Here is a 17580-nt window from a genome sequence, read left to right on the forward strand (position 1 = left end):
AAAAACAACAGGCTCAGCGGTACTCCGGGTTCTCGAAGTCGAAGCGGCAGCCCGCGTCCCACTCGGACCGCTGGTTGCCGTACGCCGGGACGCCGCCGGCGTCCTTCAGCATCCTTGCCAGATGCAACAGGTTCCAGGTCATGAAGGTCGTGTTCCGGTTGGTGAAGTCGTTGTCCGGCCCGCCTGATCCGTCGTCCAGGTACGACGGACCCGGCCCGGCCTCGCCGATCCACCCGGCGTCGGCCTGTGGTGGGATCGAGTAGCCGAGGTGCTGCAAGGAGTAGAGGATGTTCATCGCGCAGTGCTTCACGCCGTCCTCGTTGCCCGTGATCAGGCACCCGGCGACGCGTCCGTAGTACGCGTACTGCCCGTGTTCGTTGAGAATCGAGGAGTTGCCGTACAAGCGCTCGATCACCTGCTTGGTGACCGAACTGTTGTCACCCAGCCAGATCGGCCCGGCGATCACCAGGATGTCGGCCGCCATCACCTGCTCCTGGATCGCCGGCCACGCGTCCGTGGCCCAGCCGTGCTCGGTCATGTCCGGCCAGACGCCGGTGGCGATGTCATGGTCGATCGCCCGGATCACATCGACCTGGACGCCCTGCTTCTCCAGGATCTTCCGGCTGACGTCGATCAGGCCCTCGGTATGGCTGACCGCGGGTGAGCGCTTCAAGGTGCAGTTGACGTACAGCGCGCGGAGGTCGTCGTACTCGGTCATGGTCTCTCCTTGGTGGTCAGAGCAGCTCGGCGTCCTGCTCGACGCAGAGCAGGGCGGGTCCCGTGGCCGCGAACAGGTCGGTCATCGCGTTGTCGAGCTCGCCGCGGCGGGTGACGCGGATCCCGGTCGCGCCGCAGAGTTCGGCGTACGACGCCCAGTCGGGGTTGCGCAGTGAGGTGTGCCAGACGGGGTAGTCGGCGGCGAGTTGTTCCTTGCTGATCTTGCCGAGCGAGTGGTTGTCGAGCAGCACGTGCTTGATCGGGATCCCGTACTTCACCGCGGTCGTCAGCTCGGCCGCGTACTGGCCGAACCCGCCGTCACCGGTCACCGCGACGATCTGTCGCCCGGGCGCCGCCGCCCAGGCGCCGAGGGCGGCCGGATAGCCGAAGCCGATCGAACCGAGGTACCCGGACATCAGCACCGGCTGCCCCTTCGACTCCAGGTACCGGCCGAGCGAATAGGCATGGTTCCCGACGTCGACGGTCACCACCGCGTCCGCAGGCAGGTGCCGGGACAGCGCATCGAACACGGCGGCCGCCGAGACGCCCCGGCCGCGGTCGTCGTTCACCCGTCGCTGCTTCTCAGCACGCCAGATCGCCCAGCGTTCGGCGACGTCGGGCCGCTGGTCCTCCGCCTTGGTGTCCGCGAGCCGGCCGGTGAGAGCGGAGAGGGTGAGTGCGGCGTCGCCGAGTACATCGACGGTCACTGCGTCGAAGCGCCCGATCGCGGCGTGGTGGTCGTCGATCTGCACGATCGGCTTGTACGCCGCGATCCCGGTGTGGTTCGAGAACGACGCGCCCACCACGATCAGCAGGTCCGACTCGTTCATCAGCCAGCTGGCCACCGGCGTGCCGCTGCGACCGAGCACGCCCGCGCCGAGCGGATGGGTGTCGGGGACGAGCCCCTTGGCTTTGAAGGTGGTCAGCACCGGTGCGCGCAGACGCTCCGCCAGCTCACGGACCTCGTCCTCGGCGCCACGTGCGCCGTGTCCGGCAATCAGCACCGGGCGCCGGGCGTCGCGGATCAGCCCGGCGGCCCTGGCAAGGGTGTCCTCGTCAGCGCGGATCCTTCGCCGGGACAGCCGGCCGGTCGGGTCCTTGGCCTTGGCGTCGGCCGGGAGGATCTGCACCTCATCGGGCAGGACGAGGTGCGCGACGCCTCGGCCGTCGATCGCGTGCTTGACCGCCAGCGCCGCGAGTTCGGCGTGATCGCTGCCGGCCTGGACCGCCGTACTCGACACTGCGACATCCTTGAAGACTGCGGTCAGATCGAGGTCCTGGAAGGCGCCGCGGCCGAGCACCTTGGACGGGACCTGACCTGAGATGGCGACCACGGGCGCCTCGTCGAGCTTGGCGTCGTACAGACCGGTGAGCAGGTTGGTCGAACCCGGTCCGGCGATCGCGAAGCACGCGGCCGGCCGGCCGGTCAGCTTGCCGTAGGCGCTGGCGGCGAAGGCGGCGGCACCCTCGTGCCGGATGCCGATGTAGGTCAGCTCACCGCGTTCCTCCGCCCGGCGCATGGCCTCGGCGAACCCGAGGTTGGAGTGCCCGACCATGCCGAAGACATGACTGATGCCGTGGGCAACCAGCGTCTCGACCAGGACGTCGGCCACCGTCCGGGTCCGCTGCGGCAGCTCCGGCAGCTGCACGTAGATGCCATCCTGCCGCTCGTCCACCGGGTACGACGTGACGCTGTCGGAGAAGCCCTCCGGCGGCTCACCGGTGATCGGGTCGTAGTCGTACCCATGCCATGGGCATCGCAACAAACCTTTCTCGATCGAGCCTTCGCCGAGCGGGCCGCCTTGGTGCGGACACCGGTTCTCCAACGCGCCGAGCCGCGCGCCGCACCGGGCGAGCGCAATGCTCCGGCCATCCACCACGACGCTGCGGACCCGCCCGTCCGCCGGTACGTCGACCTCGTCCACTCGATGCCAGTTCGCGCTCATGTAACGTCTCCCACCCTCTGCGACACGGACCCTCTGGATGATCAGTGCCGGCCGTCGGGCAGGCGTTACAGGAGGAATCGCAGCCATGGACGAACGTTCGCTCGCCGTAACCCGCCGGTCCCTGCACGGAGTCGCCGAGTTGGTCCTCGCCGGACCGCAGTACCACCAGGGCGGCGGCATCAGGTTGCGTGTCGTGACGGGAGGTTTCGCCACGGTCGTGTCGCCAGGCCTGCGCGTCGACGGCGACCGGCTGGTAGCGCCATCCGGATCGATCCCGCTCACGGGCAGCTACGCGGACCTGGCCGCCGCGGCCGGAGTCGAGGCCAGCCGCCTCGACGACGTGTACTCCGGCGGGCCCAAGATCTCTCCGGACGACGAGCTGGAGGTGGACCCGTCGGCCGCCCGGTTGCTCGCCGACGCCTTCGCCAAGGGCGAAGACGCACTGCGAGTACTCGCGCCGCAGCAGACACCAGTGCTGTGGCCCGAGCACTTCGACGTCGGCATCAGCGTGGGAGAGGTGAACTACGGTGTCTCGCCGGGTGACGATGCCATCCCCGAGCCTTACGCGTATGTCGGTCCGTGGACTCCGCAGACCGGTTCCTTCTGGAACGTACCGTTCGGCGCGGCGCAACCGATCGCGGCGCTGGACGACGCGTCCGCCGTCGTGCAGTTCTTCCGGGCCGGACGAGACGCGGTTCGCTGACATGCTGATCCATCGCTATGACGGGGAGCAGGAACTGCTGCGCCCGCTCTTCCGAGAGGCCGACGACTCCGAGCAGCAGATCGACACCTACATCGACCTCGGCACCGTGTTCGTGGCCGAGGACGACGGCGAGATCATCGGACACCTCCAACTGATCGCCCGCGACGACACCGTCGAGCTCAAGAGCATGGCGGTCGCCGAGAATCGACGAGGCACGGGCGTCGGGCGGGCCCTGGTTCGAACCGCGCTCGAACACTGCCGGCAAAACGCGACGAGAAGCCTTCTCGTCGCCACCGCGGCAGCCGACATCGGCAATCTGCGCTTCTACCAACGTCAAGGCTTCCGCATGCTCCGCATCGAACGCGACGCGTTCGAGGCATCGACCGGCTACCCCGGCGAAATCGTCATCGACGGCATCCCACTACTCGACCGGGTCTGGCTGAGCCGAGACCTGTCAGGAGAGTCATGAAGACCGGTCGGACACCTCTGTTTTGCGACGCTGACCTGGCGGCGCGTATCGAGCGGGCCGAGGCCGGGCTGATCGAGGCCACCGCCCTCGCCGCCCACCGCCGCCTCGCCGACGGCCGAGGCTTCGTGATTCCGGTGGCAGGCGGACTCGCGAGCTTCGCCGACGACGACTCGCCGTTCAACAAGGTCGTCGGGCTCGGATTCGGCGGCGTACCGACTGCCGACGAGCTCGACGAACTCGAGCACGCCTACGCCGCCGTGGGCGCACCCGTGCAGGTCGAGCTCCCGCATCTGGCCGACCCCGAGATCGGCATCGCCCTCAGCCGTCGCGGGTATCTCCTGGAGTCGTTCGAGAACGTGCTCGGCATCGCCATCGAGAACGCGTACGACGTCACGCTGCCCGACGGAATCGAGATCCGGCGAAGTGGCGAGGATGAACTCGACGCCTGGCTGAACCTGATGGCCGACGCGGTCGCCGTACCCGACACCCAGGGAGTCCCATGGCGCGAGGAGTTTCCTCGCGACACCTACATCGAAGCCGAACGCGACTCTTCCGCGGCCGACATCACCCGCTACACCGCCATCCTGAACGGCGAAATCGCCGGCGGAGCCGGACTCCGGACAACCGACGACGTCGCCCAGTTCGCCGGCGCCGCAACGCTCCCCGCGCACCGCCGCCACGGCATCCAGTCCGCTCTGCTGTTCACCCGCCTCTCCGATGCAGCTACCGCAGGCTGCGACGTCGGCGTGATCACCACACAACCCGCATCGAAATCCCAGCAGAACGCCCAACACAGTGGCTTCAACCTCCTCTACACCCGAGCCGTCCTCGTGAAGCACCTCGATCCCTCCGGCCGCACGGAGTACCTGTGACGGTGCGCTCGCGTGATTGCGCTATTGTCCGCAAGCATGTTCGGCGTGCGAGGTAGGTCGGCCCATCTGGCGTGGTACCGGACCGATGAGGCGGTGGCCGAGGTCGCCTTCCTGCACGGCTTCTCCGACTCCGCGCAGTGCTGGGAGCCACTGATCGGCGCGATGCCAGGGGTTCGGGCGCTTGCGATCGATGCGCGCGGGCACGGCGAGTCCGGGCTTCCGGAGGGCCCGCTCGGCTATCCCGAACTCCGCGACGACGCCGCCCTCGTGCTGTCGAGTCAGCCCCGTGAGGGCGGGGTGGTTGTGGTCGGCCACTCGATGGGCGCGATGTCGGCCGCCTACCTGGCCGCGGCGAGGCCGGACCTCGTCCGTGCGGTTGTGCTGGAGGACCCGCCGACTGGAGAGCCGCCGGCCGACCAACAGGACGAACCGGTGTCCGAACCGCGTTGGCTCGCGGACCTCCGAGCACTCGATCTGCCGTCGCGGATCGCACGCGGCCGATCCGAGGACCCCAGTTGGCCCGATGACGAGCTCGAGCCCTGGGCCGTTTCGAAGGCGCAAGTCAACCCGCATCTGTTCGATCGGCCGTTTCAGAACTCGTCCCCGCTGACCGACCTCCTGGCCGCGACAACGTGCCCAGTACTACTGATCCACGGAGACACCGAACGCGGCTCGCTGATCTCCACCCAGTACGCGGAGCGCTGCGCCCGAGCAGCGGCCGGCGAGTTCCAGGCGGTACACATCCCCAATACCGGCCATTCGGTACGCCGCGACAACCGCCCGCAATACCTCACGGCACTCACCACATTCCTCGACCGGCACCGCTGAGCGCCGGCGCACTCCCGGAGAACGAACTAATGGCTCATGTCATCGCCCGGTCGAGGCCGGTGCAGCATCTGGCCAAGCGCGTCCCCGGAGCCAGCCGACCCCGTCCTGCGTCGAGACATTGTTCAGAGGTTACTGTCGGCCGTCGGGAAGCCGTCGGGCAGCGGAGCGGCAGGCCCCGCGTCGGACGCAACGGTTACGTCACAGTCGAGCCCCAGGCTGTAAGCGGCCATCGAGATCGAGCCGGCGGCATGTCCGTCGACCAAGAGATCGAATGGCTCGTCGCCGGCGAGCCCGGCAGCGTAGAGCAAGGGCAGGAAATGGTCTGGTGTGGGAACAGCCTGGGCGAAGTCAGGGTGGGCGTCGAGAGCGGTTACCTCCGTAGGAGAACCCTCGAGCACCTCGCGTGCAGCCTCGTCGAAACGCAGAGCCCAGTCGTACCCCGAGTCCGGTTTGCGGTAGTCGACTGCGCGCAGATTGTGGACGACGTTGCCGCTGCCGACGATGAGGACGCCCTCATCGCGCAGCGGGCTCAACTTCCGGCCGAGTTCGAGGTGATGGTCGAAGTCCTTGAACGCATTGAGGGACATCTGGACGACGGGAATGGAGGCGTCCGGGAAGGCGTGGAGGAGGACCGACCAGGTGCCGTGGTCGATTCCCCAACTGTCGATGTCCTGCCCCACCCACTTGGGCTTGCAGACGTCCGCCACGAGTTCCGCAACCTCCGGTGCCCCGGGCGCCGGGTACTGCACGTCGAACAGTTCTTGCGGGAACCCGTAGAAGTCGTGGATGGTGCGGGGCCGCGGCATCGCGGTGACTGCGGTGGCGTTGGTGTACCAGTGCGCGGAAATGACCAGGATGGCTCGGGGCCGCGGCACAGATGCCCCGAAGATCCGCCAGGCTTCGGTGTAGCGGTCCGTCTGCAGCGCGTTCATCGGGTTGCCGTGGCCAAGGAAAGCAACGGGCATCCGGGTGTTGTTCACGTTCGTCTCCCCCGGTTCGAGTCCGAGCCCGACCTTACGCCGCACAGTCGCACAGCCGCGCGCCTCGAGTCGACCTTCTGACGGACCAGCTCAGATCCATGCGAGCGGGTCTCATTTGCCTGTGCCGTGGATCAGGCCATCCCAATCGATCGGGGATCGACCCGCCCCACTCTCGCCGACAACGAATGGGCCTGGGTCTCCTGCGGCTCTCGCACCTGATGCCAGCCATGTGGCCATGCCGCGGCGGTTTCGGCGCTCGATCTCATCGAGATACGCCTGGCGTTCCTCTACGATGCGTAGGCGCTGCGCCGGTGAGGTGGCGTTTTGCAGAGCGGAGAAGCTGGCCCGCCATGCCAGGCACAACGCGTCGTCGCTCAGTTCGGACGGCGCAGTGCGGGTAGGTACAACTTGCTCGGGCTCGGCGGTCGAGTTGGGCGTCGGGACAGAATCCGATGATGTTCTGTTGTCGCCTCGCGCGACCGCCTGGGTCGGCGGTGTGGACAAGTGGCCGTGATGTCTGAGCCGGTGCAGGCAGAACCGAATGATGTGAGGCGATCCACCGATCGCCAGTGCCAACAGAAGCGCTGCCATCGGGGCGCCTAATAGCATCCCTAAGCCGATCAATACCACGCAGCCGCCTCCGCTGAGCGCCGCGCTGGTGGCCACCACTCGTCGTCGGTCCGGTGGGAGCCGGGGGTTGTCGTCGCCTTCAGGGATCAGCACGAGCCACGTCAGGAAACCGCCGACGATGGCCGCCATCACCAGCAGTGCGATGGTCATCCCCAGCGACCAGGTGGACGCGACCACCACACCCACCACGCCGAGCAGCCCGCAGAAGAACAACCAGACGACGCGGTAGACGCTCTTGGTGCCTTGCACGACGACCTCCCAGCGGTGCTCTTTCGTTGACTTCGTTACCTACAACCCTTCCTCGATGTGGCGATGACGAGTAGGGCCGCGGTCGGCGAACCTCTCAGCAGCGTGATTTCCGACGCCCGGCAAGATGACTGATCCGGGGTGTGGGAGCATCAGCAACGGCAATCACTCAGCGCCGGGCTCGTTGTGGTCGGGGCCGCAGTGTCTGGGGGGTTGCTGCCAGGTTCGTGAGGTTCGCCAGTACATCCTGGTATGCCTTTTCGAAGCCGGCGATGCCGTTGTCCTCAAGGGTGCGACCTACGGCGGTCATGTCGATGCCGACTGCTGCCAGCCGCCGCATCAGTTCGGCTGCCTGCGGCACACCGCTGTCGACGGTGCGAGCAGTCGTACCATGATCCTCGAATGCTGCGATCGTTGCTTCGGGCAAGGTCGTTACGGTGTCGGGGCCGATGAGTTCCTCGACGTAGCGGGTGTCGCGATCGCTCGGGTTCTTGGTGGACGTCGAGGCCCACAGCGGACGCTGGAGATCCGCGCCCAGGCCGGCGAGCCGGTGCCAGCGGGCAGTGGAGAACTGTTCGGTGAACAACCGGTAGGCCAGCTTGGCCTGCGCGACGGCGGCATGGCCACGCAGGGCTAGCGCCTCGTCGGTCCCGAGTACCTCGAGTCGCTGGTCGACTTCGGTGTCGACCCGGCTGATGAAGAATGAGGCCACGCTGCTGACAGTCGAGGGATCCCCGCCGTTCGCGGTGAACTTCTCCAGCCCGGACAGGTAGGCCTCGATGATTTCGGCGTAACGAGACAGGGAGAACAGCAGCGTCACGTTGATGCTGCTGCCTTCTCCGGTCAGCGTTTCGACGGCGGTGACACCTTCGGCAGTTGCGGGGATCTTCACGAGCAGATTCGGTTGGGCGATACGACGGCGCAGCCAGCGCGCGGCGGCGATCGTGGCGGGCGCGTCGTGAGCCAGTTCGGGAGACACCTCCACTGACACGAACCCGTCGATGCAGTCACCCCCGTCGAATACCGGTCGCAGTACGGCCAGCGCCTGACTGGCGTCGGTGATGACCAACTCCCAGTAGGCCTCGTCCACCGACCTACCGGCCGCCATCAGCGCCGAGAATTGTTCGTCATAGTCGTGGGAGCCGGTGATGCTCCTGGCGAAGATCGTCGGGTTGGCGGTGACGCCTCGGATCCCGTTGTCGACCATGCGCGCGAGGGTGCCGTCACGCAGGTAGGCACGGGTGAGGTTGTCCAGCCAGGGGCTCTGCCCGTAGTAGCCGTAGAGGTGTTCCAGCTTGGTCATCGTGTTCTCGGTTTCCCTGGCATTCGCCGGAGTAGTGGTTGTTCACATGTCCGTGTCGTGGAGTAGGGCGTCCCAGTCAATGGGGGCGCGTCCTGCCGGATCTCCCAGAACGAACCTGCTGGGGTCTCCAGCTGCTCTCGGTCCTGACGCCAGCCACGCGGCCATGCCATTGGCGGTGCGGCGCTCGATCTCGTCGAGATACGCCCGGCGCTCGTCGACGATCCGCAACCGTTGCGTCGGCGAACTGGCCCTTTGCAGAGCCGAAAAGCTAGCCCGCCAGGCCAGGCAGAGGGCTTTGTCGCTCAGGGCATCCGGCGTGACGCGAGGTCTGGCCCCCGATTCTGGTTCGGTCCTCAGGACGGCTGCCGTCGCGGCCCTTGACATGCGGTCGGCACGATCCGGCCGGGCAGGCTGAGGGGCCGAGCTGGCCAGGTGGCCGTGATCGCTCAGCCGGCCAAGGCAGTACTGAATAGCAGAAGGGGATCCTCCGACGATGATGGCCAGCAGCAGCAGCGCTGTCGGAGCGCCCAGCAAGGTACCCAGGCCAATGAAGGAGACCGTGCCACCCGCGCTGAGGGCTGCACTGCGGACCACTATCCGTCGTCGATCCCGCGGATGCCGGGTGGGTCCGTCGGGGTTCACCAAAGCGACCATCGCCACGACTGCGCCCATGAGGGCCGCGAGGACGAGCAGCATGATGACGCTCGAGAGTGACCAGGTGAAGGCCATGAGTGCACCGAGGGCGCTTAGCAGACCACAGATGAACACCCACACGACCCGATAGGCCCTCATGACGTCTTCTCCGGCACCGTGGCGTCGGGTCGGAGGACGACTGATTGGTCCACGACAACCTCCTTGTTCGCAGCTACGACTTTGCCGCTGCCGGCCGACGACCGGTACGGCGCCGATCGGCGAACTGAGGCCGTCCTGATCGCCGAGGTCCGGCAACGATGGGCTGCCTCAGCGGGACACTGCGCCGGGTTGGCTAGGCGCGGGCCTCCGCGCCGTGAGGGAGCTCACGCGCGGGCCATTCGAGAAGTCGTGCGCCGAGGACCGCGATGTGCAGGATGAACCGCTGAGCAGAATCGCCTGGATCGTGGCCCGTCAGTTCCTTGACCTTGGTCAGCCGGTAGGTGACGGTGCGGACCGAGACGTTCAGGCGGCGTGCGGCGTCGGTGGCGACCTCGCCGGCCTCGAAGTACGCCTCGAGTGTCAGCAACAGCGGCTCAGCGCCGCCGCGGGCCAGGGTCAAGGGCGTGAGCACGGCCTGGATGAGATCGACGATGGCGGCCTGATCGCGGACCAGGACGCGGTACACGAGCATGTCCCGTGCATCGACGACCGCGGCGTCGAGTCGCAATCGGTCGGAAAGCGTCAACGCTTCCCGCGCCTCCTCGTAGGAGCGGGCAATGCCATACGCGCCGGGGTAGGGCCGGCCGGTCGAGACGCGCCACTCTCGGCCCGACCGGTGCCGGATCAACGCGTCATGGATCAGAGTCCCCACGTCCTGATTGACAGTGCGCGGTGCCGTGCTGGGGGCGATCGCCGGGACCAACACCACGAGCAGTCCCTCTTTGGTCGCGACGAGCACTTCACGGTCCCCGAAACGGTCGAGAATGAAGAGCTCGAGCATGTTCACGCTCGTGTCGCCCTCCGGTAGCTCGTCGGCGGGGCGGGCCAGGACCACCTGATGCGGCCGGCCGAGGTCGAGTCCGAACGGTTCGGCACGCTCGACGATTCGCGAGACGTCGGGGTCGCCCCGCAGCAGGTCGTCAACCAGTTCGCGGCGCAGCGCTTCCTCCTGCCGGATCAGATGCTGGGTGGCAACCTGATAGCTGTCGACGAGGACCGCGATTGCTTCACCGACAGCATGCAGGACCGCCTGTGCCGACGCCCGGACGGTGTCGCGGTCGCGGTACGGCACGACATCCGGGAGGTCCCTCCACATCCGCCAGGCCGCGGACAGGTACAGGTCAACGACCCGTCCGGCCGGGATGCCCTGTTCGGCAGCGCGACGCCCGAGTTCACGCACGATCGCCAACTCGTGTTCCCGGGGCCGCCTTCCGGAGATGGCAGCATCTGCGAGCAGGCTGAGGTACTCGACCAGCAACTCCAGCGGCGCCTGGGAGTCTCCGGCGGCCGCTTGCGCGATCGCCGTCAGCCACGCTTCATCCGCACTGTTCCCGGCGCCGGAACCCGGCCACCGCAGCCCGCCGGACTCGCTCATGCCGCTCCCCTCGCGCTGGATCGACGCAGGTGCTCGGCCATGTCCCAGTAGAGCATCGTTGCCGGACGTCGGCCATAAGCCCGGTCACAGGTTCGCCGATCACCGCAGTACCTGTCTCACCGCTGGAACGGCACAGTCGAAACCGCAGGGCACCACAGAGCTGAAGCGGAGCGGCGACATGACGAAGGCAACTGCTGTGAACAACCGGGGTCGCCGGCCAGTTCTGGTCGGGGTCGACGGATCGGTGTCCGCGCAGGGCGCCCTGGCCTGGGCCGCCGAAGAGGCGTCGTCGATGCGCTGTCCGCTGCGCATCGTTCATGCCTTCAGTTGGCCGATGACCGGCAACCCCCTGGACATGACATTCATGGAGGCCATGACCTCCGGCTTGCAATCGGCCGCCGAATGGATCCTGACGGAGGCGGAGGCGCATGCGCGCCGGGTGGCCCCCGACATCAAGGTCATCACCACATTGGTCGTCGGTTCTGCTGCGCCGACGTTACTGAACGAGGCGCAGGATGCCGATCTGGTGGTCGTGGGCAGCCGTGGCGTCGGTGGCTTCCACGACCTGCTGGTGGGGTCGGTCAGCGCCACCGTGGCCGCACATGCCCCGTGCCCGGTGGTCGTCGTCCACCCGCACCGAGACGGTGCGGCGTTTACCTCCTCGCCGACCGGGCGGATCGTGGTCGGCGTCGACGGCTCGGAGGTCTCGGCCGCGGCGATCCGATTCGCGTTCCAGCAGGCGGCCCGCCGCGACGTCGGCATCACCGCCGTGCACGCTGCGATGACGACTCGACAGCACCCGTCTCTTCGTGTCCCCGCTGACATCGTCGACCAGATCGACCGGCTACTACTCGCCGAGGCGATGGAGAGCAAGCGCGTGCTCTTCCCCGGCATCGACGTACGGACAAAGCTTGTGCACGGTCACCCGGCCCAGGCGCTGATCGATTCATCGGCCGGCGCAGAACTGCTCGTCGTCGGGTCGCACGGGCGTGGCGGCTTCGCCGGCATGCTACTGGGATCGGTCAGTCAGGCCGTGCTGCAGCACGCCGGCTGCCCGGTCGCCGTGATCCGCCCGCACCGAACCCCGTCCGTCAAAACCTCGTCCGCAGGCCGGCTCCGCCTTGCGATCGCGTCCCCGGACGAGTTGTCGGACCTGAAGGAGCGGTCATGACACCGACGCCACAAGGCCTGCCGGAAAGCCTTGGTTTGCACAGCCAACTGCTCGATCTGGATCCCTCAGAGACCCAGGAGTGGCTGGAATCGCTCGACCAGGTGGTTGACCATGCCGGGCAGAACAGGGCGCGATACCTGCTGCTCAGCATCCTGCAGCGAGCGCTCACGCGGCACGGCGAGCGGCCATGGCCCGGCTAGGTGCGCTGCACCGCGACGAACTTCGGTGCGCGCGCACCGCTTTGACGCTGCCTGACAGGGGCGAACCCGCCGGCGGTGAAGCGTGACGCGCCGAGCTTTCCGGGTCCGCAGGATCTACGATCCGCCCGCGCCCGAGGACGGTATCCGGGTCCTGGTCGATCGCGTGTGGCCGCGTGGGATCCGCAAGGAAGTTGCCGCCATTGATGAGTGGGCCAAAGACGTCGCACCGTCCACGGAACTCCGCAAGTGGTACGGCCATGTCCCAGACAAGTTCGCGCAGTTCGAGGCGCGCTATCGCGACGAACTGGCAGCACAGACCGCACGGACGGCGCTGGATCACCTGCGCACGCTGGCAGAACGCGACAACGTCACCCTGCTGACGGCGACCAGGGACGTGGACCACAGCCAGGCGGCGGTCCTGGCCCGACTCCTGCGGGAGCCACGGTGACCTCGCCGCCCGAACTCATCGGCACGGCGGATCGCTCCGCACGACCTACTGACTGGGACGTTTGCTGATCTGCAGGCCGGGACGACGCCGATGGACGGTCAGATAGGACAGGCCGTCGCTGCCCGCGGTGATATTCCGGGTCGAGCCGTGGGGTAACCAGACAACGTTGCCGTCGGCAAGAACCTGCTCTGCGCCGGGTGTACCGACGGTGCCGCCACCCGCGACGACGACGAGTACGACGTCGAGATCGGGCTCGGTGTGGGTGTCCACGCGCTGCCCGGCGGGTAGATGGATGAGGTTCGCGTCAAGTTGGCGACCCGGCTCGGCAAGCGTCCAGCGAGCACCCGACGGTACGGGCGAATCATTGACGAGTTCGTGCACGTCGGCCAGGACCCGCACCGTCGGCTGCTCAGGCAACGAGTCGACTGGAGCGACCGGCGCCTCCTCAGGCATCCGCTGCAAGCCTGCCGATCCGGACTCGCCATTCCCCGGGTCCGGTCTGCAGGTAGTCCCAACTGAAGGCGCCACGGTGGACGGCCTCGAACTCCCGGCGCAATGGCTTGGGGTCATGGTTGTTGACCAGGATGAACGCCTCTCCGGGCGCCAGTCGCGCATAGCGGGCGAAGACACGCGGGTGACGTCCACCGCGAGCGATGTTCCGCACGTCGATGATCGTCGGCTGTTCGACCTGCTCCCTCGCGAGGTAAGCCCGCAGGTTCGCGGCCAGCAGCGACGGATCCACGCCCGGCAGGCCGGCGAGCGCGGGGAGCAACACCGACTCCTCGATCTGAAGGTGAAGATCCAAGGCCGCCGTGATCGTCACGCCGAGCCTCGCCGCATCGACCGGTTCGGCGGCCGCCAGTTGGTCGATCTGCGCGTCGAGATTTGCCGCTCCGACTCGTAGAGCATCGACCAGGAGTCGCGTCTCGTCATCTCCGGACGCCGGCATGTACAGGTCCTGATCCGCGGTGACCAAGTACCGGCGTACCTCACGTAGGCAGAAGTCCACCAACTCCGCAGATCGCGGGGGATCGCCATCGACAACTGGCTGCGTGGCAGCCAACTCCGCCAGCCCGAACCGCAACCGCGCGTGGGCCTCACGGACCACGCCTCGGGCGATGACGTCCGGATCGGTCTCGGTCGCCTGGATGAAGATCTCCGCAGCCGGCATGTTGCCACTCTCCTCAGGTCTGTTCTTATAATTATTACATGTGATATTTGTAGTAATTACAAGAGTCTGGTGAGGGAGTTCGTTGTGACCTACGTGATCGCGTTGCCGTGCGTCGACCTCAAGGACCGAGCCTGCGTCGACGAATGCCCGGTCGACTGCATCTACGAAGGTGGGCGCTCCCTCTACATCCACCCTGACGAGTGCATCGACTGCGGTGCGTGCGAACCGGTGTGCCCGGTCGAGGCCATCTTCTACGAAGATGACCTACCCGAGCAGTGGAAGGACTACCAGGTCGCGAACGCAGGATTCTTCGACAACCTCGGCTCCCCCGGCGGAGCATTCAAGACAGGTGCCGTTCCCTACGACCATCCCCTCATCGCGGCACTGCCGCCGCAGGATCAGGGAAGCTGACCCCATGACCAGGAATGACCAGACGGCCGACGACCAGCCACGCCGACAGGCATTGCTCGACGCTCTGCGGGGCTCCGACGCTCCACTGGGTGTCACTGAGCTCGCCGACAGACTCGACGTCCATCCCAATACGGTCCGCTTCCATCTCGATGCCCTGGCGACGCAAGGACTCATCGATCGCCGACTCGAGGAACCGACCGGACGAGGCCGGCCTCGGACCGTGTACACGCCACATCCCGGGATGGACCGAGGCGGCCGGCGTCAGTACGACCTGCTGGCCAAAATCCTGCTAGGCCAGTTGTCCACGAGTCCCGATGCGGGCGCCGCTGCCGAGGCCGCGGGCCGCAACTGGGGCGGCTACTTGGTCGAGCACATCCCCCCGTCCCGTCAGCCCGGCGTCGCCGAGGCCACACAGCGGCTGAGTGCGATGATGACCGACCTCGGTTTCGCCCCGGAACCCGACAGCGAGTCAACCGGGCGCATCAGGCTGCGGCACTGCCCCTTCCTGGAGCTCGCCGAAGAGTACTCGTCCACCTTGTGTCCGCTGCATCTCGGCTTGATGCGAGGTGCCCTCACCGAGATCCGCGCACCGATCGCGGCCACCAGCCTCGAGCCGTTCGCCGAGCCCGATGCCTGCATCGTTCACCTCTCCCCCGCCCACAGCCCTGACGTGGACACCGGCCCGCACCAGCATCGGAACAGGAGCACATGATGCACGTCACCAGGATCGGCACCACACCACGACGCCGGGCGCCCCTGCCCGGAGGGCCGACGATGGAAGTACTCGTCGGGGCCGAGACCTCCGACAACATCGCCATGGTTCAGGTATGGATCCCGCCCGGTGGTGGCCTGCCTGAACACGATCACGGGCCCTCCGAGATCGTTCTGGTCCATGTGTCGGGCTCGATCCAGCTTCAGCACGGCGACCAGCAGCACAGACTCGCCCCCGGCGCCGTCGCGCATATCGCTACCGGCGAACGCATCAGCCTGAGCAACCCAGGAACCGAACCCGCCGTCATGATGATCGTTGCCTCACCCCCCGATTTCATCGCGCGAATCGCCGGCTGGCCGGCCGCGTAGGTTTCAGCACGGAGCAGGTCCAGGAGGAACAGTGAACACCGCTTCGGCCGCCGTAGCAGCTGCCGCCGTCTTCGTCTGGCTCGGCATGGTGCTGGCGATCTCCTTCCTGGAGACTCCGCTCAAGTTCCGGGCGCCGGGTGTCACCATCCCGGTTGGCCTCGGCATCGGGCGCGTTGTGTTCCGGGCGCTCAACCGCGTCGAGATCGCCCTGGCCCTGGTGACACTTGCGGCGATCGTCGCCGGCCGGCCGTCCGGCACGGCCGCGGCTTTCACCGCGGCCGTCGTCATCATTCTCGCGGGACAGCTGACCGCCATCCGGCCGCGGCTCAACCGGCGCTCTGACCGGGTTCTGGCCGGAGAGAACCTGCCGCGATCGACTGTTCACCTCTACTACATCGCGTGCGAGGTCGCGAAGGTGCTTGGCCTGGCTGCGCTCGGTATCTGCCTCATGACAGGCTGACTCGCCACCTAGGCCATGACGTGCCCAGCCAGTGGCACCGAGGTGTCCGCGAGCCGATCCGGATCAACGGGTTGCCTGCTGCGGATCAGATCCTCTACCGGCGTGATGCCGTCGTCCCATCGGTTGACGTGCATGCCTGCAACAACCCAGCCGCCGGCCAGCCAGAACGCATGGAATCCCTGGCCGGAGACGTCGCCGCGGGTTACCAATCGATCGTAACCGTCCGGACCGATCCAGCCGGAGAATTCCATCCCGACGTCGTATTGATCGGTGAAGAAGTACGGCAACCGGTCATAGACGACCTGCTGACCGAGCATCGCCTTGGCTGCGACCGACGCCCCACGCAATGCGTTCGCCCAGTGCTCGGTCCGCAGATGTCGACCGTAGAAGGGATGGAACGAATTCGCGGCATCGCCCACCGCGTAGATGTCCGGGTCATTCGTGCACAGCGACTCGTCGACCACGATCCCGTTGTCGCAACTCAGCCCCGCGCGTTCGGCAAGCTCGACGTTCGGGATCGCACCGATTCCCACGACGACGGCATCCGCCGCGAACTCGCAGCCATTGCCGGTAGACACGCTGGTCACGCGATCGGCCCCGTGGAATCCCGTGACGGTCTGACTCAACCGCAGGTCGACACCGTTGCGCAGGTGCAGTCCAGCGAAGAACGCTCCCATCTCGCTGCCGAGCGCTGCGAGTAGCGGCGCCGGCTGCGGGTCGAGGACTGTTACCTGACACCCGGACTCCCGGGCCGCGGCTGCGGTTTCCAGACCGATCCAACCGGCACCCACGACGACGATCCGGCCACCGGCGCCGATCACCTCGCGCAGCCGATCGGAATCCTCGACTCGCCGCAGGTAGTGCACGCCCCCGAGTTCCGCGCCCGGCACTCGAAGCCGCCGCGGAGACGAGCCTGTTGCCAACAGCAACTTCGCGTAGCCGATCCGTTCGCCGGTGTCGAGCTCCACCTCATGGGCGCCGCGGTCCAACGACGTCACCCGCCGCTCCAGCAGCAGATCCACCGCATGCTCGGCGTACCAGGGCTCCTCATGGACGTAGATCTTTGCTCGCTCGTCCTTGCCCAGCAGGTAGCCCTTGGACAACGCCGGCCGCTCGTACGGCAGCTCGCTCTCGTCGCCGACCAAGACGATCCGTCCGGCGAAGCCCTCTTCCCGCAGGGCCTGAGCCGCGGTCGCTCCTGCCAGGCTCGCTCCGACGATGACGTAGGTGGACTGCTCGTTCATGATCACCTTTCTAGTGCTGACGTCTTCCCACAGCCCGTTCAGGAGTTGTGTCGGGCCGGGGCGTATTTGGTGGCGAGTCGCGATAGTGCGAGGGCTGCGACGAGGAGTCCGAAGTCGCGGAGTGCGACGTCGTAGAAGCCTGAGAGGGTGAGCAGGTTGAGGATGATGCCCGCGAGCCAGGCGGCCACCAGGAGGGCTCCGTAGCGGGGGATCAGGGCGACCGCGATGCCGGCGATGATTTCGATGACGCCGATGACGTACATGGCGTCCTGGCCGGAGCCGGGGACGATGTCGTTGATCCAGGGGGCCAGGTAGTCCGGCCAGTCGGTGAGCAGGTTGGCGAACTTGTCCAGGCCGAACACGATCGGCGCCACCGTGAAGACCGTCCGCAGAACAAGGAACGCCTGGTACGCCGGATCGGACAGCGCCTCCCGGCTTGGCGTGCGTGGCTTGTGTACCTCAGTCGTCATGTCC

At 67.0% G+C, this 17580-nt stretch carries 22 protein-coding genes; 11 read left to right on the forward strand and 11 right to left on the reverse strand.

The annotated features are described in order from the left end of the window. Positions 1 to 13: 13 nt before the first annotated feature. On the reverse strand, positions 14 to 718 hold the full coding sequence (locus AB0E63_RS25705) for a flavodoxin family protein (RefSeq protein ID WP_360371186.1): 705 nt from the start codon (positions 716 to 718) through the stop codon (positions 14 to 16). A gap of 16 nt (positions 719 to 734) precedes the next feature. Further along, positions 735 to 2663, reverse strand: coding sequence for a thiamine pyrophosphate-binding protein (locus tag AB0E63_RS25710; protein ID WP_360371189.1), 1929 nt, complete (start codon positions 2661 to 2663; stop codon positions 735 to 737). Between the two features lie 85 nt (positions 2664 to 2748). Here AB0E63_RS25710 and AB0E63_RS25715 point away from each other — a divergent pair, with 85 nt between their 5' ends. Genes AB0E63_RS25715 through AB0E63_RS25730 form a run of 4 tightly spaced genes read left to right on the forward strand, consistent with a single transcriptional unit; the run spans position 2749 to position 5535 of the window. After that, positions 2749 to 3366, forward strand: a complete 618-nt coding sequence (locus AB0E63_RS25715) for a hypothetical protein (protein WP_360371192.1) — start codon at positions 2749 to 2751, stop codon at positions 3364 to 3366. 1 nt (position 3367) lies between these two features. Further along, positions 3368 to 3835, forward strand: a complete 468-nt coding sequence (locus tag AB0E63_RS25720) for a GNAT family N-acetyltransferase (protein ID WP_360371195.1) — start codon at positions 3368 to 3370, stop codon at positions 3833 to 3835. Then, positions 3832 to 4707, forward strand: coding sequence for a GNAT family N-acetyltransferase (locus AB0E63_RS25725; protein ID WP_360371198.1), 876 nt, complete (start codon positions 3832 to 3834; stop codon positions 4705 to 4707). The genes AB0E63_RS25720 and AB0E63_RS25725 overlap by 4 nt, the downstream gene beginning before the upstream one ends. Positions 4708 to 4743: 36 nt before the next feature. Beyond that, entirely contained in the window at positions 4744 to 5535 is a 792-nt protein-coding gene (locus tag AB0E63_RS25730) for an alpha/beta hydrolase (protein WP_360371201.1), read from the forward strand. A gap of 122 nt (positions 5536 to 5657) precedes the next feature. On the opposite strand, the gene ygiD is transcribed toward AB0E63_RS25730, so the two are convergent. The 5 genes from ygiD to AB0E63_RS25755 all read right to left on the reverse strand — a co-directional run bounded on the left by ygiD (position 5658) and on the right by AB0E63_RS25755 (position 10921). Continuing rightward, on the reverse strand, positions 5658 to 6515 hold the full coding sequence (gene ygiD / locus AB0E63_RS25735; protein WP_360371204.1) for a 4,5-DOPA dioxygenase extradiol: 858 nt from the start codon (positions 6513 to 6515) through the stop codon (positions 5658 to 5660). 111 nt (positions 6516 to 6626) lie between these two features. Continuing rightward, on the reverse strand, positions 6627 to 7394 hold the full coding sequence (locus tag AB0E63_RS25740; RefSeq protein ID WP_360371207.1) for a hypothetical protein: 768 nt from the start codon (positions 7392 to 7394) through the stop codon (positions 6627 to 6629). A 166-nt stretch (positions 7395 to 7560) separates the two neighbouring features. Continuing rightward, positions 7561 to 8694, reverse strand: coding sequence for a transaldolase (tal, locus tag AB0E63_RS25745; RefSeq protein ID WP_360371210.1), 1134 nt, complete (start codon positions 8692 to 8694; stop codon positions 7561 to 7563). 42 nt (positions 8695 to 8736) lie between these two features. Further along, complete coding sequence (locus AB0E63_RS25750) at positions 8737 to 9423, reverse strand: hypothetical protein (protein ID WP_360371213.1); 687 nt, start codon at positions 9421 to 9423, stop codon at positions 8737 to 8739. Positions 9424 to 9679: 256 nt separating this feature from the next. After that, entirely contained in the window at positions 9680 to 10921 is a 1242-nt protein-coding gene (locus AB0E63_RS25755) for a helix-turn-helix domain-containing protein (RefSeq protein ID WP_360371216.1), read from the reverse strand. Positions 10922 to 11099: 178 nt separating this feature from the next. On the opposite strand from AB0E63_RS25755, the gene AB0E63_RS25760 reads away from it, so the two are divergent. The 3 genes from AB0E63_RS25760 (at position 11100) to AB0E63_RS25770 (ending at position 12740) form a co-directional block, all read left to right on the forward strand. After that, positions 11100 to 12092 carry a universal stress protein gene (locus AB0E63_RS25760; protein ID WP_360371219.1) on the forward strand — a complete coding sequence of 331 codons (993 nt, stop codon included), beginning with the start codon at positions 11100 to 11102 and terminating at the stop codon, positions 12090 to 12092. Continuing rightward, positions 12089 to 12292: a hypothetical protein gene (locus AB0E63_RS25765; RefSeq protein ID WP_360371222.1), complete on the forward strand. Its 204-nt coding sequence runs from the start codon at positions 12089 to 12091 to the stop codon at positions 12290 to 12292. The genes AB0E63_RS25760 and AB0E63_RS25765 overlap by 4 nt, the downstream gene beginning before the upstream one ends. Positions 12293 to 12374: 82 nt before the next feature. Beyond that, on the forward strand, positions 12375 to 12740 hold the full coding sequence (locus tag AB0E63_RS25770) for a DUF488 family protein (RefSeq protein ID WP_360371225.1): 366 nt from the start codon (positions 12375 to 12377) through the stop codon (positions 12738 to 12740). A gap of 45 nt (positions 12741 to 12785) precedes the next feature. Here the strand turns inward: AB0E63_RS25770 and AB0E63_RS25775 are convergent, their stop codons facing one another. Then, complete coding sequence (locus AB0E63_RS25775; RefSeq protein WP_360371228.1) at positions 12786 to 13193, reverse strand: hypothetical protein; 408 nt, start codon at positions 13191 to 13193, stop codon at positions 12786 to 12788. Continuing rightward, on the reverse strand, positions 13186 to 13911 hold the full coding sequence (locus tag AB0E63_RS25780) for a DUF2249 domain-containing protein (RefSeq protein WP_360371231.1): 726 nt from the start codon (positions 13909 to 13911) through the stop codon (positions 13186 to 13188). Before AB0E63_RS25780 ends, AB0E63_RS25775 begins: the two co-directional genes overlap by 8 nt. A gap of 84 nt (positions 13912 to 13995) precedes the next feature. On the opposite strand from AB0E63_RS25780, the gene fdxA reads away from it, so the two are divergent. The 4 genes from fdxA to AB0E63_RS25800 all read left to right on the forward strand — a co-directional run bounded on the left by fdxA (position 13996) and on the right by AB0E63_RS25800 (position 15862). Continuing rightward, positions 13996 to 14322, forward strand: coding sequence for a ferredoxin (gene fdxA / locus AB0E63_RS25785; RefSeq protein WP_360371409.1), 327 nt, complete (start codon positions 13996 to 13998; stop codon positions 14320 to 14322). Positions 14323 to 14326: 4 nt separating this feature from the next. Further along, a complete protein-coding gene (locus AB0E63_RS25790; RefSeq protein WP_360371234.1) occupies positions 14327 to 15034 on the forward strand; it encodes a helix-turn-helix domain-containing protein in 708 nt (235 codons plus the stop codon). A gap of 62 nt (positions 15035 to 15096) precedes the next feature. Beyond that, positions 15097 to 15402, forward strand: coding sequence for a cupin domain-containing protein (locus AB0E63_RS25795; protein WP_360371237.1), 306 nt, complete (start codon positions 15097 to 15099; stop codon positions 15400 to 15402). A gap of 31 nt (positions 15403 to 15433) precedes the next feature. After that, positions 15434 to 15862 carry a hypothetical protein gene (locus tag AB0E63_RS25800; RefSeq protein ID WP_360371240.1) on the forward strand — a complete coding sequence of 143 codons (429 nt, stop codon included), beginning with the start codon at positions 15434 to 15436 and terminating at the stop codon, positions 15860 to 15862. Between the two features lie 8 nt (positions 15863 to 15870). Here AB0E63_RS25800 and AB0E63_RS25805 read toward each other — a convergent pair whose 3' ends face one another. Continuing rightward, a complete protein-coding gene (locus tag AB0E63_RS25805) occupies positions 15871 to 17106 on the reverse strand; it encodes an FAD-dependent oxidoreductase (RefSeq protein ID WP_360371243.1) in 1236 nt (411 codons plus the stop codon). 38 nt (positions 17107 to 17144) lie between these two features. Next, entirely contained in the window at positions 17145 to 17576 is a 432-nt protein-coding gene (locus tag AB0E63_RS25810) for a DoxX family membrane protein (RefSeq protein ID WP_360371246.1), read from the reverse strand. Positions 17577 to 17580 lie beyond the last annotated feature (4 nt).

The organism is Kribbella sp. NPDC026596 (assembly GCF_040638415.1).
Classification (GTDB): Bacteria; Actinomycetota; Actinomycetes; order Propionibacteriales; family Kribbellaceae; genus Kribbella.

Bases quoted from the DNA above. Each gene is read 5' to 3' on its own strand.
- AB0E63_RS25705 (WP_360371186.1), bottom strand. From the start codon at position 718: ATGACCGAGTACGACGACCTCCGCGCGCTGTACGTCAACTGCACCTTG.
- AB0E63_RS25710 (WP_360371189.1), bottom strand. From the start codon at position 2,663: ATGAGCGCGAACTGGCATCGAGTGGACGAGGTCGACGTACCGGCGGAC.
- AB0E63_RS25715 (WP_360371192.1), top strand. From the start codon at position 2,749: ATGGACGAACGTTCGCTCGCCGTAACCCGCCGGTCCCTGCACGGAGTC.
- AB0E63_RS25720 (WP_360371195.1), top strand. From the start codon at position 3,368: ATGCTGATCCATCGCTATGACGGGGAGCAGGAACTGCTGCGCCCGCTC.
- AB0E63_RS25725 (WP_360371198.1), top strand. From the start codon at position 3,832: ATGAAGACCGGTCGGACACCTCTGTTTTGCGACGCTGACCTGGCGGCG.
- AB0E63_RS25730 (WP_360371201.1), top strand. From the start codon at position 4,744: ATGTTCGGCGTGCGAGGTAGGTCGGCCCATCTGGCGTGGTACCGGACC.
- tal (WP_360371210.1), bottom strand. From the start codon at position 8,694: ATGACCAAGCTGGAACACCTCTACGGCTACTACGGGCAGAGCCCCTGG.
- AB0E63_RS25750 (WP_360371213.1), bottom strand. From the start codon at position 9,423: ATGGCCTTCACCTGGTCACTCTCGAGCGTCATCATGCTGCTCGTCCTC.
- AB0E63_RS25755 (WP_360371216.1), bottom strand. From the start codon at position 10,921: ATGAGCGAGTCCGGCGGGCTGCGGTGGCCGGGTTCCGGCGCCGGGAAC.
- AB0E63_RS25760 (WP_360371219.1), top strand. From the start codon at position 11,100: ATGACGAAGGCAACTGCTGTGAACAACCGGGGTCGCCGGCCAGTTCTG.
- AB0E63_RS25765 (WP_360371222.1), top strand. From the start codon at position 12,089: ATGACACCGACGCCACAAGGCCTGCCGGAAAGCCTTGGTTTGCACAGC.
- AB0E63_RS25775 (WP_360371228.1), bottom strand. From the start codon at position 13,193: ATGCCTGAGGAGGCGCCGGTCGCTCCAGTCGACTCGTTGCCTGAGCAG.
- AB0E63_RS25780 (WP_360371231.1), bottom strand. From the start codon at position 13,911: ATGCCGGCTGCGGAGATCTTCATCCAGGCGACCGAGACCGATCCGGAC.
- AB0E63_RS25790 (WP_360371234.1), top strand. From the start codon at position 14,327: ATGACCAGGAATGACCAGACGGCCGACGACCAGCCACGCCGACAGGCA.
- AB0E63_RS25795 (WP_360371237.1), top strand. From the start codon at position 15,097: ATGGAAGTACTCGTCGGGGCCGAGACCTCCGACAACATCGCCATGGTT.
- AB0E63_RS25805 (WP_360371243.1), bottom strand. From the start codon at position 17,106: ATGAACGAGCAGTCCACCTACGTCATCGTCGGAGCGAGCCTGGCAGGA.
- AB0E63_RS25810 (WP_360371246.1), bottom strand. From the start codon at position 17,576: ATGACGACTGAGGTACACAAGCCACGCACGCCAAGCCGGGAGGCGCTG.